Annotated in this window: 14 protein-coding genes and 1 pseudogene; 6 read left to right on the top strand and 9 right to left on the bottom strand. The window is 72.0% G+C overall.

The genetic code is table 11. From position 1 onward, the window contains the following. Window positions 1–145 precede the first annotated feature (145 nt). Window positions 146–1,420: an endonuclease/exonuclease/phosphatase family protein gene (locus GD748_RS09845; RefSeq protein WP_152194965.1), complete on the top strand. Its 1,275-nt coding sequence runs from the start codon at window positions 146–148 to the stop codon at window positions 1,418–1,420. A 159-nt stretch (window positions 1,421–1,579) separates the two neighbouring features. On the opposite strand, the gene GD748_RS09840 is transcribed toward GD748_RS09845, so the two are convergent. Genes GD748_RS09840 through GD748_RS09825 form a run of 4 tightly spaced genes read right to left on the bottom strand, consistent with a single transcriptional unit; the run spans window position 1,580 to window position 6,210 of the window. Next, on the bottom strand, window positions 1,580–2,893 hold the full coding sequence (locus GD748_RS09840; RefSeq protein WP_152194964.1) for an aspartate aminotransferase family protein: 1,314 nt from the start codon (window positions 2,891–2,893) through the stop codon (window positions 1,580–1,582). Then, window positions 2,890–3,906 (bottom strand): TIGR03842 family LLM class F420-dependent oxidoreductase, encoded by a 1,017-nt coding sequence (locus GD748_RS09835; protein ID WP_152194963.1) that lies wholly within the window; start codon window positions 3,904–3,906, stop codon window positions 2,890–2,892. The genes GD748_RS09840 and GD748_RS09835 overlap by 4 nt, the downstream gene beginning before the upstream one ends. 13 nt (window positions 3,907–3,919) lie before the next feature. Continuing rightward, window positions 3,920–5,341, bottom strand: coding sequence for a dihydropyrimidinase (gene hydA / locus GD748_RS09830; protein WP_152194962.1), 1,422 nt, complete (start codon window positions 5,339–5,341; stop codon window positions 3,920–3,922). A gap of 20 nt (window positions 5,342–5,361) precedes the next feature. Then, window positions 5,362–6,210 (bottom strand): nitrilase-related carbon-nitrogen hydrolase, encoded by an 849-nt coding sequence (locus GD748_RS09825; RefSeq protein ID WP_152194961.1) that lies wholly within the window; start codon window positions 6,208–6,210, stop codon window positions 5,362–5,364. 250 nt (window positions 6,211–6,460) lie between these two features. Between GD748_RS09825 and GD748_RS19500 the strand changes: the two genes are divergently transcribed. The 4 genes from GD748_RS19500 to GD748_RS09810 all read left to right on the top strand — a co-directional run bounded on the left by GD748_RS19500 (window position 6,461) and on the right by GD748_RS09810 (window position 9,997). Next, window positions 6,461–6,601 (top strand): hypothetical protein, encoded by a 141-nt coding sequence (locus GD748_RS19500; RefSeq protein WP_193312904.1) that lies wholly within the window; start codon window positions 6,461–6,463, stop codon window positions 6,599–6,601. A gap of 308 nt (window positions 6,602–6,909) precedes the next feature. Continuing rightward, window positions 6,910–7,947: a putative F420-0 ABC transporter substrate-binding protein gene (locus GD748_RS09820; protein WP_152194960.1), complete on the top strand. Its 1,038-nt coding sequence runs from the start codon at window positions 6,910–6,912 to the stop codon at window positions 7,945–7,947. A 158-nt stretch (window positions 7,948–8,105) separates the two neighbouring features. Next, complete coding sequence (locus tag GD748_RS09815) at window positions 8,106–9,230, top strand: putative F420-0 ABC transporter permease subunit (protein WP_405002672.1); 1,125 nt, start codon at window positions 8,106–8,108, stop codon at window positions 9,228–9,230. Then, a complete protein-coding gene (locus GD748_RS09810) occupies window positions 9,227–9,997 on the top strand; it encodes an ABC transporter ATP-binding protein (RefSeq protein ID WP_152194959.1) in 771 nt (256 codons plus the stop codon). Before GD748_RS09815 ends, GD748_RS09810 begins: the two co-directional genes overlap by 4 nt. A gap of 76 nt (window positions 9,998–10,073) precedes the next feature. Here the strand turns inward: GD748_RS09810 and GD748_RS09805 are convergent, their stop codons facing one another. From GD748_RS09805 to GD748_RS09785, 5 genes are all read right to left on the bottom strand, one after another. Continuing rightward, window positions 10,074–10,556: a CYTH domain-containing protein gene (locus tag GD748_RS09805; protein ID WP_152194958.1), complete on the bottom strand. Its 483-nt coding sequence runs from the start codon at window positions 10,554–10,556 to the stop codon at window positions 10,074–10,076. Between the two features lie 144 nt (window positions 10,557–10,700). Continuing rightward, on the bottom strand, window positions 10,701–11,474 hold the full coding sequence (gene cofE / locus GD748_RS09800) for a coenzyme F420-0:L-glutamate ligase (RefSeq protein WP_152194957.1): 774 nt from the start codon (window positions 11,472–11,474) through the stop codon (window positions 10,701–10,703). Continuing rightward, a complete protein-coding gene (locus GD748_RS09795) occupies window positions 11,471–12,469 on the bottom strand; it encodes a TIGR03557 family F420-dependent LLM class oxidoreductase (RefSeq protein ID WP_152194956.1) in 999 nt (332 codons plus the stop codon). Before GD748_RS09795 ends, cofE begins: the two co-directional genes overlap by 4 nt. Before the next feature lie 149 nt (window positions 12,470–12,618). Next, window positions 12,619–13,026: a cupin domain-containing protein gene (locus GD748_RS09790; RefSeq protein WP_152194955.1), complete on the bottom strand. Its 408-nt coding sequence runs from the start codon at window positions 13,024–13,026 to the stop codon at window positions 12,619–12,621. Between the two features lie 91 nt (window positions 13,027–13,117). Continuing rightward, window positions 13,118–13,531 carry a VOC family protein gene (locus tag GD748_RS09785; RefSeq protein WP_152194954.1) on the bottom strand — a complete coding sequence of 138 codons (414 nt, stop codon included), beginning with the start codon at window positions 13,529–13,531 and terminating at the stop codon, window positions 13,118–13,120. 39 nt (window positions 13,532–13,570) lie between these two features. Between GD748_RS09785 and GD748_RS20260 the strand changes: the two are divergent. Continuing rightward, window positions 13,571–13,741, top strand: a pseudogene (locus GD748_RS20260) (hypothetical protein); the annotation flags it as partial. Window positions 13,742–13,759 lie beyond the last annotated feature (18 nt).

The following is a 13,759-nucleotide window of genomic DNA, read 5'->3' as shown; positions in this document are numbered from 1 at the left end:
GACCTCGCGCGACAGCTCTCAGGCTGCGGTGCACTCCTCGAGCAGGATGACCACGCGGTTCCCGCCGCTGGGGACGTTCGACGGACCGCCCACCGAAACGGTCAACTGGGTTCCCCCGTGCTGTCACGGCGGCTACGGTGGACATATGCGCAGGTCGCGGGGTGTGCTCGGCGGGCTCGCGGCAGTTCCCCTCGCCGTGGGCGGCCTCGTTCTGCCGATCGCTGCCGCACCGGCGTCTGCCGACGAGAGCCCGGCGACCACGGTCAGCGTGCGACCGGACCAGGCTGCGGCGCTCCGTGTCGCCACGTACAACGTCTCGTTGAACCGACCGGAGGCCGGCCAGCTCGTCACCGACCTCACCGGTGGGGCGGACGAGCAGGCCCGCGCGGTGGCGCAGGTGCTGCAGACCACCCGGCCCGACGTCGTGCTCCTCAACGAGTTCGACCACGACGCCGACGAGGAGGCGATCGACCTGTTCCGGTCCGAGTACCTCGCGGTCTCCCAGCACGGCGAGGCGCCGATCCGGTATCCGCACGTCTACACGGCGCCGGTGAACACGGGTGTGAGCTCAGGTCTCGACCTCGACAACGACGGTGAGGTCGCGGGCCCGGACGACGCTTACGGGTTCGGGGAGTTCGAGGGCCAGTACGGGATGGTCGTGCTCTCCCGGTACCCGATCGACACCAAGAACGTGCGCACCTTCCAGCACTTTCTCTGGAAGGACATGCCCGGCGCGCTGCTGCCGGACCAGCGGACGACCGATGCACCGCGGGACTGGTACTCCGCGACCGAGTTGGCCGCCGTACGCCTGTCGAGCAAGTCGCACTGGGACGTGCCGGTCAAGGTCCGTGGCAGGACCGTGCACGTGCTCGCCTCGCACCCGACGCCCCCGACTTTCGACGGCCCCGAGGACCGCAACGGACGGCGTAACCACGACGAGATCCGCTTCTGGGCCGACTACGTCGCGGACGACAGCGCAGGCGACTACATCTACGACGACGCCGGGGAGACCGGCGGACTGCCGGCTGGCGCACTCTTCGTGATCCTCGGCGACCAGAACGCGGACCCGGTCGACGGCGACTCCTACCGGGGTGCAATCGACCAGCTGCTCGACCACGACCTGGTGCGCGACCCGGAGCCGACGTCGAACGGTGCGGTCGAGGCCGGCGCCGTCCAACGGGGGGCGAACGTCCGCCACGACGGCGACCCGGCGCTGGACACCGCCGACTTCGCGGACGACGCGCCCGGCAACCTCCGGGTCGATTACGTCCTGCCGTCGCGGAACCTCCCGCTGCGCGGCTCCGGGGTCTTCTGGCCGGCCGCCGACGAGCCTGGCTCCGAGCTCACCGGGGTGTACCCGTTCCCCACATCGGACCACCGCCTGGTCTGGGTGGACGTACGGATGCCCAGCCGCCGCTAGCGGCTCGCTACCGCCCTGATGGGCACGGAACTTGTTCTGCAGGCGCTCTTCCGCGGCGGTTCACCTCGCGACGGCTGCACGTCCGCAGCGGTCACTCACAGCAGTCGCCACTCCACGGCGGTCACCTCTCACAACAGGCGCACCTCCACAGCGGTCACCTCACAGGAGGCGCTCTTCCGCGGCGGTGAGCACCTCGTCGTAGATGTTCAGCGCGCGGGCGACCTCGTCGTCGGTGACCACGCACGGCGGCACCACGTGGATCCGGTTCTCCGCCGTGAACGGCAGCAGGCCGTTCTCGATCAGCGCCTGCTTCATGGCACCGACCTCGGCCGTGGGTACGGGCTCGCGGGTCTCCCGGTCGAGGACGAGGTCGAGGGCCCAGAACACCCCCACCCCACGCACCTCGCCCACGAGCGGATGACGGTCGGCGAGGTCGTGCAGACCCGGGCCGAGCACGTCGGCGCCGATGCGCGCGGCGTTCTCGACGACCCCCTCCTCGGCCATCGCGTCCAGCGTCCCGACGATCGAGGCCGCGGCGAGCGGGTGGCCGGAGTAGGTCAGCCCGCCGGGAAAGACACGCTCGTCGAAGGTGGCGGCGATCTCGGCCGAGATCATCACCCCGCCGACGGGCACATACCCGGAGTTGACCCCCTTGGCGAAGGTGACGAGGTCGGGCACGACGTCGTGCTGGTCGAGCGCCAGCCAGGACCCGGTACGCCCGAAGCCGGCCATCACCTCGTCGAGGATCAGCACGATGCCGTACCGGTCGGCGATCTCGCGCACCCCGGCGAGGTACCCGGGCGGCGGGACGAGCACACCCGCCGTCCCGACCACCGTCTCGAGCAGGAACGCGGCGATCGTGCCCGGCCCCTCCGCCTGGACGACGCGCTCGAGGTGGTGCAGGGCGCGCTCGCACTCCTCGGCCTCGGTGCTCGCCCAGAACTCCGAGCGGTACAGGAACGGCCCGAAGACGTGCACGTGACCGCGCGCGTACTCGTTGGGGATGCGGCGCCAGTCCCCCGTGGCGACGATCGCCGCGCCGGTGTTGCCGTGGTACGACCGGTAGAAGGAGACCACCTTGTCCCGGCCGGTGTGCAGGCGCGCCATCCGGATGGCGTTCTCGTTGGCGTCGGCACCGCCGTTGGTGAAGAACACCTTGGTGATGCCCTCGGGGGCGTGTGCGAGGATCCGCTCGGCCGCCTCGCCCCGGGCGAGGCTCGCGGCCGTGGGTGCGACCGTGGTGAGCAGGTCGGCCTGGGCATGGATCGCCTCGACCACCTTCGGGTGCTGGTGGCCGATGTTGAGGTTGACCATCTGGGAGGAGAAGTCCAGGTAGGTGCGGCCCTGCTCGTCGACCACCTCACAGCCGGACCCGGTCACGAGGGTGATCGGGTCCAGGACCGCCTGCGCGGACCAGGAGTGGAAGACGTGGCTCCGGTCGAGCTCGTACGCGCGGCCCCGCTCGCCCGTCATGCCTTCGCCACCACCGTCTCGCGCATCGCCGGGATGATGTGCTCGCCGTACATCCGCAAGGTCTCCTCCTTGTTGTCGTGCATGAGATAGCCGGCGAAGTGGGTGACTCCCAGCTCGCGCAGCTCCGTCAGCCGGGCGACGTGCTCGGGCCAGGTGCCCAGCATGCAGAACCTGTCGACCACCTCGTCGGGAACGAAGTCGGTGTGGGTGTTCGACGCCCGGCCGTGCTCGTTGTAGTCGTAGTCGGTGCGGCCGGCGACGTAGTCGGTCAGCGCCCGCGGCAGCGTGGAGTCCTGCCCGTAGCGGGCGACCAGCTCGGCGACGTGGTTGCCCACCATCCCGCCGAACCAGCGGGTCTGCTCGCGCATGTGGGTGCGGTCCTCACCAACGTACATCGGCGCCGCCACGCAGAACTGCAGGGAGGCAGGGTCGCGGCCGGCCTTCTCGGCCGCCTCGCGCACGACGGCGATCGTCCAGGCCGTCACGTCCGGGTCGGCGAGCTGGAGGATGAACCCGTCGGCGACGTCGCCGGTCAGCGCGAGGGTCTTCGGCCCGTACCCCGCCACCCACACCTCGAGCTGGGAGCCCACCGACCACGGGAAGCGCACCGTGGAGCCGTTGATCTCCACGGCACGCGAGCTGCCGAGCTCGCGGATCACGTGGACCGCGTCCCGCAGCTGCGCCAGGCTCGCCGGACGCCCGTTGAGGACCCGGACGGCGGAGTCGCCCCGGCCGATCCCACAGACGGTCCGGTTGCCGAACATCTCGTTGAGCGTGGCGAAGGCCGAGGCGGTGACGCTCGGGTCCCGGGTCACCGGGTTGGTGACCATCGGCCCGACCTTCACGCGGCGGGTCGCGGCGAGGATCTGGCTGTAGACGACGTACGGCTCCTGCCAGAGCAGGTGGGAGTCGAACGTCCACACGTGGCTGAAGCCGTGGGTCTCCGCCTGCCGGGCGAGGTCGACCACGCGCGCGGCGGGCGGGTCGTTCTGCAGGACGACGCCGAAGTCCATCAGGTTCGCTCCTTCACAGCAGGTACTGGGAGAGCCCGCGCCGGACGTACCTGCCGTGGCCGGCCCGGCCGAGGAAGGTGCCGCCGTCGACGACGACCGTGCCCCGGGAGAGCACGGTGTCGACGTGGCCGTCGATCTCGAAACCCTCGTAGGCGGAGTAGTCCATGTTCATGTGGTGGGTCTTGCCGACCCCGATGCTGGTGTGCCCGTTCGGGTCGTAGACGACGACGTCGGCGTCCGCGCCCGGGGCGATCACGCCCTTGGTGCCGTAGAGGCCGAACATCCGTGCCGGCGTCGTGGAGCACAGCTCGACCCAGCGCTCGAGCGTGATCTGGCCGGTGACGACACCTTGGTAGAGCAGGTCGAGGCGGTGCTCGACCCCGCCGATGCCGTTGGGGATCTTGGAGAAGTCCCCAATCCCCATGTCCTTCTGCCCCTTCATGCAGAACGGGCAGTGGTCGGTGGAGACGACCTGCAGGTCGTTCGTGCGCAGCGCCCGCCACATGTGGTCCTGGTGCCCCTCGGCCCGCGAGCGCAGCGGCGTCGAGCACACCCACTTGGCTCCCTCGAAGCCGGGCGCGCCGAGCTGCTCCTCCAGGGAGAGGTAGAGGTACTGCGGGCAGGTCTCGCCGAAGACGTTCTGGCCCCGGTCCCGCGCCTGCATGATCTGCTCGGCGGCCTGCTTCGCCGAGACGTGCACCACGTAGAGGGGCGCCCCGGTGAGGTCGGCGAGCATGATCGCCCGGTGGGTGGCCTCCTCCTCCACCTGCCACGGCCGGGTGAGGCCGTGGAAGTACGGGGCGGTGTCGCCGCGGCCGACGGCCTGCTGGACGAGGAGGTCGATCACCGAGCCGTTCTCGGCGTGCATCATGATCATCGCGCCGTTGTCGGCGGCGCGCTGCATGGCCTTGACGATCTGTCCGTCGTCGGAGAGGAAGACGCCCTTGTAGGCCATGAACAGCTTGAAGCTGGACACCCCCTCCCCGACCAGCTCGTCCATCGCGGACAGCGAGGAGTCCTGGACGTCGGAGAGGATCTGGTGGAAGCCGTAGTCGATGGCGCAGTTCCCGGCGGCCTTCTCGTGCCACTTCGCGAACTGCTCCAGCGGCTGCTCGCCGGCGTACTGGACCACGAAGTCGACGATGGTCGTGGTCCCGCCCCAGGCGGCCGCCGTCGTCCCGGTCTCGAAGGTGTCCGAGGCGAACGTGCCGCCGAAGGGCATCTCCATGTGGGTGTGGGCGTCGATGGCACCGGGGATCACGTACTTGCCGGTGGCGTCGATGACCGTGTCGACCGAGGTCGCCAGGTCCACGCCGAGCAGCGTGGAGCTAGGCGCGAGGACTGCGGCGATCCTCTCGCCGTCGATGAGCACGTCCGCCTGGCTGCGCCCGGTGGCGCTGACCACGGTGCCACCACTGATGAGCGTCGTCGTCATGGGAGTCCTCCCGGCCGCGCTCAGGGAGCGACGAGCGAGTCGTAGGCGTCGGGGCGGCGGTCGCGGTAGAACTGCCAGCGTTCACGGACCTCGCGGATGAGGTCGGTGTCGACCTCCCAGATCTTCAGTGCCGCCTCGGTCGAGGAGGCCCACTCGTCGACGAAGTTCCCGTCCGGGCCCACCACGTAGGAGCTGCCGTAGAAGGTCACGGCATCGTCGCCGTACTCGTTGGTCTCGGCGCCGACGCGGTTGCACGCCGCGACGAAGTAGCCGTTGGCGATGGCGGCGGCGGGCTGCTCGATCTCCCAGAGCTTGTTGGAGATCCCGGGGGCCGTGGCGTTGGGGTTGAACACGATCTGGGCGCCGGCGAGGCCGAGCGCCCGCCAGCCCTCGGGGAAGTGGCGGTCGTAGCAGATGTTGACGCCGATCCGCCCGACGGCGGTGTCGAAGATCGGGTAGCCGAGGTTGCCGGGGCGGAAGTAGAACTTCTCCCAGAACTTCGGCAGGTTCGGGATGTGGTGCTTGCGGTACTTGCCGAGATAGGTGCCGTCGGCGTCGATCACCGCGGCGGTGTTGTACAGGACCCCGGGCTGCTCCTCCTCGTAGACCGGCAGGACGACGACGATGCCGAGCTCCTTGGCCAGCGCCGAGAAGCGCTCGGTCGTGGGACCGGGGACCGACTCGGCGTACTCGTAGTACTTCGGGTCCTGGGTGATGCCGAAGTACGGCCCGTAGAACAGCTCCTGGTAGCAGATGACCTGGGCGCCGGCCGCGGCGGCCTCGCGGGTCTTCTCCTCGTGCCAGGCGGTCATGGACTCCTTGTCGCCCGTCCAGGGAGTCTGGGTGAGGGCGACCTTGACGAGCGTCATCGACTTCTCCTCCACGTCTTCCCGTGGTGGCCGGTGTGCGAAGTGCCGGTCAACCACGTTCGTTTCACGCCTTGGTCCTGCACATCGTTGTGAGGTTGACCACCGAGTGTATGACCATCGCAGCAGGTCGCGAGCGTATTTCGGCGCGGCCGCGGGTGAAGGACCTCGACGCCGGACCAGCGCTGGCGGGCCGGCCCCGGCGGACCTACCGTCGAGGTTCTCGACCACCGTGCATCACGAAGGAGCGACCATGCGATTCCTCCGAGGGGCGCTCAAGGGCGCCCTCGCCGCGAAGGCGATCCAGATCGTCCGCCGTGAGGCGGCGAAGCCGGAGAACCAGCGCAAGGCCAGGGAGCTGCTCGCGCGCGCCCGCCGTGGCCGCCGCCGGTAGGCGCCGGTAGGCACTCCTGAGCCCGCCGGTGGACACCGGTAGGCACTCCTGAGCCCGCCGGTGGACACCGGTCGGCACCCTGGAGCACGCCGCGTGCCGCCGGCAGCTGCACCGGAAGCCGTCGCTGGGCCGTCCAGGCTCGAGACCGCCGGTCGCCCCGGCAGGAAGGAGTCGGCCGGCACTACGATGGTGGCGGATCCCGGGTCGGCACTGACCCGGAGCCCGGGCCCGGACGTGGGCCCGCCGGTCCGGCAAGGCGCAGCGCAGTGACTGCGGCGACACACATCCGACGACCCCGGAGCCCTGCCGTGCGCACTCACGTCCGTCCCTTCCTCGCCGCGCTCGCCGGCACCGTCCTCCTCACCGGCTGCGCCGGGTCCGGTGCCGCGGCGCCCGACGGCGGAGCCGACGAGACGTCGCCCGCACCAGCTGCCGGGAGCACCGCCGCGGCAACGGGCGTTACCGGGTTCCCGCTGACCGTGTCCAGCTGCGGCGTCGACGCCACGCTGGAGGCACCGCCGGAGCGGATCGTCACGATCAAGTCCTCCGCCACCGAGATGGTGCTCGCCCTCGGCGCCGGGGACCGGCTCGTAGGTACCGCGTTCTCCGACGGCGAGGTCCCGTCCGACCTCGCGTCGGCCGCCGCGGACGTCCCGGTCCTGGCGGAGAAGAACCCCGCCACCGAGGCCGTCCTCGATCTCGAGCCCGACCTGGTCTACGCCGGCTGGGAGTCCAACCTCTCTGCCGACGGCGCGGGCGAACGGTCCATGTACGCGGACCTCGGAGTGGCCACCTACGTCTCGCCGTCGGCGTGCAAGGGCGCCGAGCACCAGCCGGACCGGCTCACCCTCGACCTCGTCTTCGACGAGATCACCGAGGTCGGCCGGCTCCTGGGTGAGGAGGACGCCGCCGGCGAGCTCGTCGCGGACCAGCGGGCCGAGCTGGACGCCGTCGTCCCGTCCACGGAGGGCCTGACCGCCCTGTGGTACTCCTCCGGCTCCGAGACCCCGTTCGTCGGCGCCGGCATCGGTGCGCCGCAGATGATCATGGAGGCCGTCGGCCTGGAGAACATCGCCGCCGACGTGGCCGACACCTGGACGTCGCTGGCCTGGGAGGCCGTGGCCGAGCGCAACCCCGACGTGATCGTGCTGGTGGACTCGGCCTGGAACACCGCCGAGCACAAGATCGACGTGCTCGAGGCCAACCCCGTCACGGCGGCGCTGCCGGCGGTGCAGGAGGGCAGGTACCTCACTGTCCCGTTCCCCGCCACGGAGGCCGGGGTGCGCAACGTCCCGGCGATCACCGACCTTGCCGCCCAGCTCGACGAGCTCGAGGCGGGCTCCTGAACGGCCCGGGCGCCCGGCCGGCCGGTGCGCAGACCGACGGCCCGCAGGCTGACGGTGCGCAGAACGACGGGCCGCTGGCCGACAGGCCGCAGACTGACGGTGCACAGGCCGACGTGCCGCAGACCGACAGGCCGCAGACTGACGGTGCACAGGCCGACGTGCCGCAGGCTGACGGTGCGCAGGCCGATGCGCCACGGAACATCGGGGCGACGCCCCACGGCGGCCCGGCCGCGCCGCAGCGTCGGCGCCGCGCGCCGCTCGTCGTCGTCCTCCTGGTTCTGCTGACCCTGCTGGTCGTCGTCGCCGGCTGGGCCCTGACCCTCGGGCAGGCGGACATCAGCACGGCCCAGGTGTGGACCTCCGCCTGGCACCACGCCTGCTCGCTCGTGGCCCAGCCCGGCAGCGGGATGTGCCCGGCCAACCCCCTGACGACGATCCAGGACGCGATCATCTGGGCGGGGCGGGCGCCGCGGGTGGTGGGGGCGGCCGCCGTCGGGGCGGGTCTGGCGCTGGCCGGAGCCGTGATGCAGGCGCTGACCCGCAACCCGCTCGCCGACCCGTACCTGCTCGGCGTCTCATCCGGCGCCTCGGTGGGCGCGGTCCTGGTTCTCGTGCTCGGCCTGGCGGCGGCCCTGCCGGTGGCGGCGTTCGCCGGCGCGATGGCCGCCCTGGTGCTCACGCTCGCCCTGGCTACCGGGCGCGGCGGCGGACTGAGCCCGGTGCGCACGGTCCTGGCCGGCGTCGCGGTGGCCCAGGTCGGCTCGGCGGTGGTGAGCTTCGTGATCTTCTGGTCGGCGACCGGGGACTCCTACCGCGAGATCCTCACCTGGCTCATGGGGTCGCTCGGCGGCGCCACCTGGCCCGAGGCGCTGACCGCACTGGGCGCCACCGCGGTGATCGGCACAGTGCTGGCCGCACAGGGCCGCACGCTGGACGCCTTCACCTTCGGCGACGTCTCGGCTGCCTCGCTGGGGATCGCCGTCACCCGCTCCCGTTGGGTCCTGCTCTCGGCCGCCGCGCTGCTCACCGGTCTCCTCGTCTCGGTCTCGGGCGCGATCGGGTTCGTCGGCCTGGTCGTCCCGCACGCGGTGCGTCTGCTGGTGGGCGAGCGTCACCACCGCCTGCTCCCCGTCGCCGCCCTGGCCGGCGCGATCTTCCTGCTGCTCGCGGACACGGGCGCCCGGAGCCTCTTCGAGCCCCGCGAGCTGCCGGTCGGCATCCTCACCGCGGCGATCGGCGCACCGGTCTTCGCCGTCCTCCTGCGTCGGCGGGCCTCGGCATGAGCGCCGTGGAGGTCGCCGGGCTGCAGGTGCGCGCCGGGGCCGTGACCATTCTCGACGGCGCCACCGCCCATGTCCCTGCCGGCGCCGTCACCGCCGTCGTCGGGCCGAACGGTGCCGGCAAGTCGACCCTGCTGCGGGTGCTGGTCGGTGCCCTGCCGGCCGCTGCCGGGACGGTCCTGCTGAGCGGTCGCGACCTCGGCACGCTCACGCGCCGGGACCGCGCGCGTGAGCTGGCGCTGGTGGAGCAGGACTCCCCCGCCGAGGTCTCCCGCGAGGTCCTCGACGTCGTGCTGCTGGGCCGGACCCCGCACCGGCCGCGCTGGGGCGCGGACTCGACCTCCGACGTCGAGACCGCCGCAGCCGCTCTGGACCGGGCCGGTGCGACGGTGCTGGCCGGCCGTGACTTCGCCACCCTCTCCGGCGGCGAGCGCCAGCGGGTGCACCTGGCGCGTGCGCTCGCCCAGGAGCCGCACGTGCTGCTGCTGGACGAGCCAACGAACCACCTCGACGTCGCGGCCCAGCTCGACGTCCTGGCCCTGGCTCGAACGCTGGCCGCCGACGGCGTGACGGTCGTCGCGGCCCTGCACGACCTGAACCACGCACTGCGGTTCGCCGACCACGTGATCGTCATGGCCGCCGGCCGCGTCGTCGCCACGGGGAGCCCGCTCGAGGTGCTCAGCGAGGACCTCGTCGGCGAGGTCTACGGAGTGCGCGCGCACCGGGTCACCGCGGGCGGGCACGAGCTCCTGGTCCTGGACCCTGCGTGACCTCATTGGACGTTGCGTGAGTCCAGGGGGCGCCTCCGACGCCCGAGAGGCGTTCCGGACGGCCGAGGGGCGCCCCTCAGGAGTTGGCGCCCTGCCTGGTCGCGAGCCCGGCACCCGTCCATGCCTCGTCGGCGGTGACGTCGGCGACGACGTCCAGCCAGGAGGGCACGGGCACCGGCGGCCCGTCGCCGTCGTCGATCTCCGCGAGCAGCGTGCCGTCCGCCAGCTCGTCGACCGCCATGTCGATGCCGTCGCGGCGGACATGGTGGCGCCGCTTGTGCAGGACGCGGCCGGGCAGCCGGCTCAGCAGCGCCCACTCTGCGTCGTCGAGGTAGATCGACGTGCAGGCCACCTCTGCCGTGCCGTCACCCAGCCGGATCTTCTGCCCGAGCTTTCGCACGACGTCGCCGTCGGCGCCACGCACCTCGCGCAGCCGGAGCCTGCTGCCCTCGATGTACCGGTCCGTGATCGTCGACACCCGCTCGACGCCGTCGGGGACCGACCGGACCAGGAACCTGCGCTCACGTTCGACGAGCGCGTACTTCAGCGACAGTGCCATCCGCCCAGTCTGGCCCCTGGCGGAGCGAACGCGTACGACGTCCGGAGCCTGCGTCGCGACTGACACGGCCGGGCCCCCTACGGCCACCGCCGGACGCCGGGCAAGCCATCGGGCGGCGAGCGCCCGTCGGGCGCGGAGGGCCGGTCAGCCGCCGTGGCGGAAGAGGTCCTCGGCGGGCGGGCGGATCAGGGACGCGGCGCCGTCGCCGTCCTCGCGGGTGACGGCGTGGCCCATGCCGCGCACGACGGCGACGGGCCGGCCGGAGACCTTGCCCTTGACGAGCTCCGCTGCGGCGGCGATCTCGTCGGCCACCGCGACCACCGTCGAGGTCAGCTCCCGCCCGTAGGCGTCGGCGCGTCCGCGCAGGTCGGCCAGGAGCTGCACCCCGGCGGCGCCGATCGCCAGGTCGACGACGCCGCGGCGCCAGGGCCGCCCCACGGTGTCGGTGATCAGTACCCCGGGCCGGACGCCGGTGCGCGCGTTCAGGCCTCGGCGCAGTCGCCGGGCGGAGTCGTCCGGGTCCTCGGGCAGCAGCAGGGCTGTGCCGGCGGGCACGTCCGAGGTGTCCACCCCCGCGGCGGCCATGACCAGGCCCTGCCGGTTCTCCACGATGCGCAGCGTCGTGCCGTCGGGCCGGGCGCGTTCGGCGACCACCCGCACGGTCTCGCCCGCGATGACCTGGTCACGCTCGGCGTCGTCACGGGCGGCCACGAGGCGCCCCTCGGCCTTGGCGACGATCTTCGACGCCACGACGACGACGTCGCCCTCCGCGAGCCCGGTGGACCCGTCCGGCCAGGTCAGGGCGGCGAGCACCGGGGTGAGGAGTGCGGCGAGGTCGTCGCCGCTGGTGATGGTGGGGACGCCGTCGGGCGCCTGGGCGAGCAGGACCGGCGCGGAGCCGGGGGTGGACGCGCTCACCGTGCGAGCTTGGGCAGGACGTCGCGGCCGAAGACCTGCAGCCAGTCGGTCTGGTTGCGCCCGACGTTGTGCAGGTAGATCCTGTCGAAGCCGAGGTCGACGTAGCGCTGGATCTCGGCGCGGTGCGCGTCGGGGTCGGCGGAGATCACCATCCGCCCGGCGAAGTCCTCCTCGCGCACCAGCTTGGCCATGGCGGCGAAGTCGAACGGGGAGCGGATGTCCGCCTTGGGGAACTTCATGCCGCCGTTGGGCCACTGGTCCATGGCGTTGGTCAGGGCCTCCTCGTCGGTGGCGGCCCAGGACAGGTGCAGCTGCAGGACCTTGGGCATGGCGTCGGCGTCCTTGCCGGCCTCCTTGGCGCCGGCGGCGAACTTCTCGAACAGTCCGGCGATCTTCTCGATCGGCGCCCCGACGGTGATCAGCCCGTCGGCGTGCTTGCCCGCACGCTTGGCGGTGACGGGTCCGCCGGTGGCGACGAAGATCGGTGGCGCCTGCTCGGGCATGGTCCACAGCCGGGTGGACTCGAGCTTGTAGTAGTTCCCCGAGTGCTTGGTGTCCTTGCCTGCGACGGAGTTCGCGAAGAGCTTGCGGATGATCTCGATCGCCTCGAACATCCGGTTGATGCGCTCGGGCGCCTCGGGCCAGTACTGGCCGAGGATGTGCTCGTTGAGGGCCTCGCCCGAGCCCAGGCCGAGCCAGTGCCGGCCGGGGTACATCGCCGCCAGGGTCGCGCTGGCCTGGGCGACCATCGCCGGGTGCCACCGGAAGGTCGGGGCTGTCACCCCTGGGCCGAGGTCACCCGCGGTGCGCTCGGCGACGGCGGTGAGCACGTTCCACACGAAGCCGGCCTGGCCCTGGGCCGGGGTCCACGGCTGGAAGTGGTCGGCCGCCATGACCCCCGAGAAGCCGTGCTCCTCGGCCTGGACCGAGTACTCCACCGCCTCGGTGGGATGGAACTGCTCCAGCGCGGCCGCGTACCCGATCGTCAAGGACATGGCGCCATCCTTGCAGGACGGGCCACCGATCCGGCAACAGCGGGAGGCCGACGACGGACCGACCGCCGTCGAGGTGCGGTCCCCCTGGGCGCTGCTCCCGCCGTCGGGGTGCGGGGCCGCAGGGCGCTGCTCGCCGTCGCCCGTGCTCGTCAGCCGGCCCCGCCCGGCGGCGGCTCGTCCTGGCCGGACTCCTCCGCCTCCTCGGCGGCGTCCTTGGTGGGGTGGACGGCGTCCGGCGCGTGGTGGGCGGGGCCGTAGATCGTGTAGAGCACGAGCGGGTTGGGGCCCACGTTGATGAAGTTGTGCCGGGCGCCCGCCGGCACGGCCACGATGTCCCCGGGCGCGACGAACTGCTCCTCGCCGTCGACGACGGCCTTGCCGGCGCCGGAGACGAAGCTGAGGATCTGGTCGTTGTCGGGGTGGGTCTCCTCGCCGATCTCCCCGCCAGGCTGGATCGTCATGACCACCAGCTGGCTGTGCTCACCGGTCCACAGCACCCGTCGGAAGTCCTCGCTCTCCTCGGGCTCGGCCTCGCGGGACCAGAGGTTGATGGCCATCGTTCCTCCTCACGACCGGTCGCCGGGTGCGCCGGTGCGGTCCCACCTTCTCGCAGTGCGAGCCGGTGCGCAGCGTGACAAGTGGCGTGGGTCAGCCGCTGATGAGGCAGAAGGGGTGACCGACCGGGTCGAGGTACACCCGGAAGGAGCCGTCCTTCGACGGTTGGTGCTGGTGGACTCGGGCGCCGGCCGCGACGACGGCGGGTTCGGCCGCGTCGATGTCCGGCACCCACAGGTCGAGGTGGACCTGCTGCGGGTGGCTGCCGCCCGGCCACGTGGGCTCGACCCAGTCGTCGATGCGCTGGAACCCGAGACTCGTTCGACCGTCGGGACTGTCCGTGGTGAGCCCGCCGCCCGTCGGGGCGAGAGTCGTGAAGTCGGCATCGGACCCGTCCTCCACGTCCCAGCCGAGCACCTGGGCGTAGAACCGGCCCAGAGCGAGCGCGTCCGGGCAGTCGAGGACGACAAGGTCGAGCTTCGGTCTGGGCTGTGCCGCGTCACTCATCCGGTCGGCTCCTCTGCCGTTGGTGCGTGAGGCCGGGGCATGGCCGCGCCGCGTCGGGTCAAGGCGATCATGCTTTCCCGGCACCACCCGTGCGTCAAGGGCCAGACCGGCGTCGCCCGGTCGCTACTCGCCGGCAGGCTGACCGACACCCTGATCGCGGCCACGGCCGTCACCCACGGGTTGCCGGTCGTGACGCAGGACGCGGACTTCGACCGGATCGCCTCCGCT

The organism is Georgenia subflava, from assembly GCF_009193155.1.
Classification (GTDB): Bacteria; Actinomycetota; Actinomycetes; order Actinomycetales; family Actinomycetaceae; genus Georgenia; species Georgenia subflava.
This window is presented reverse-complemented; position numbering and strand designations above follow the sequence as displayed.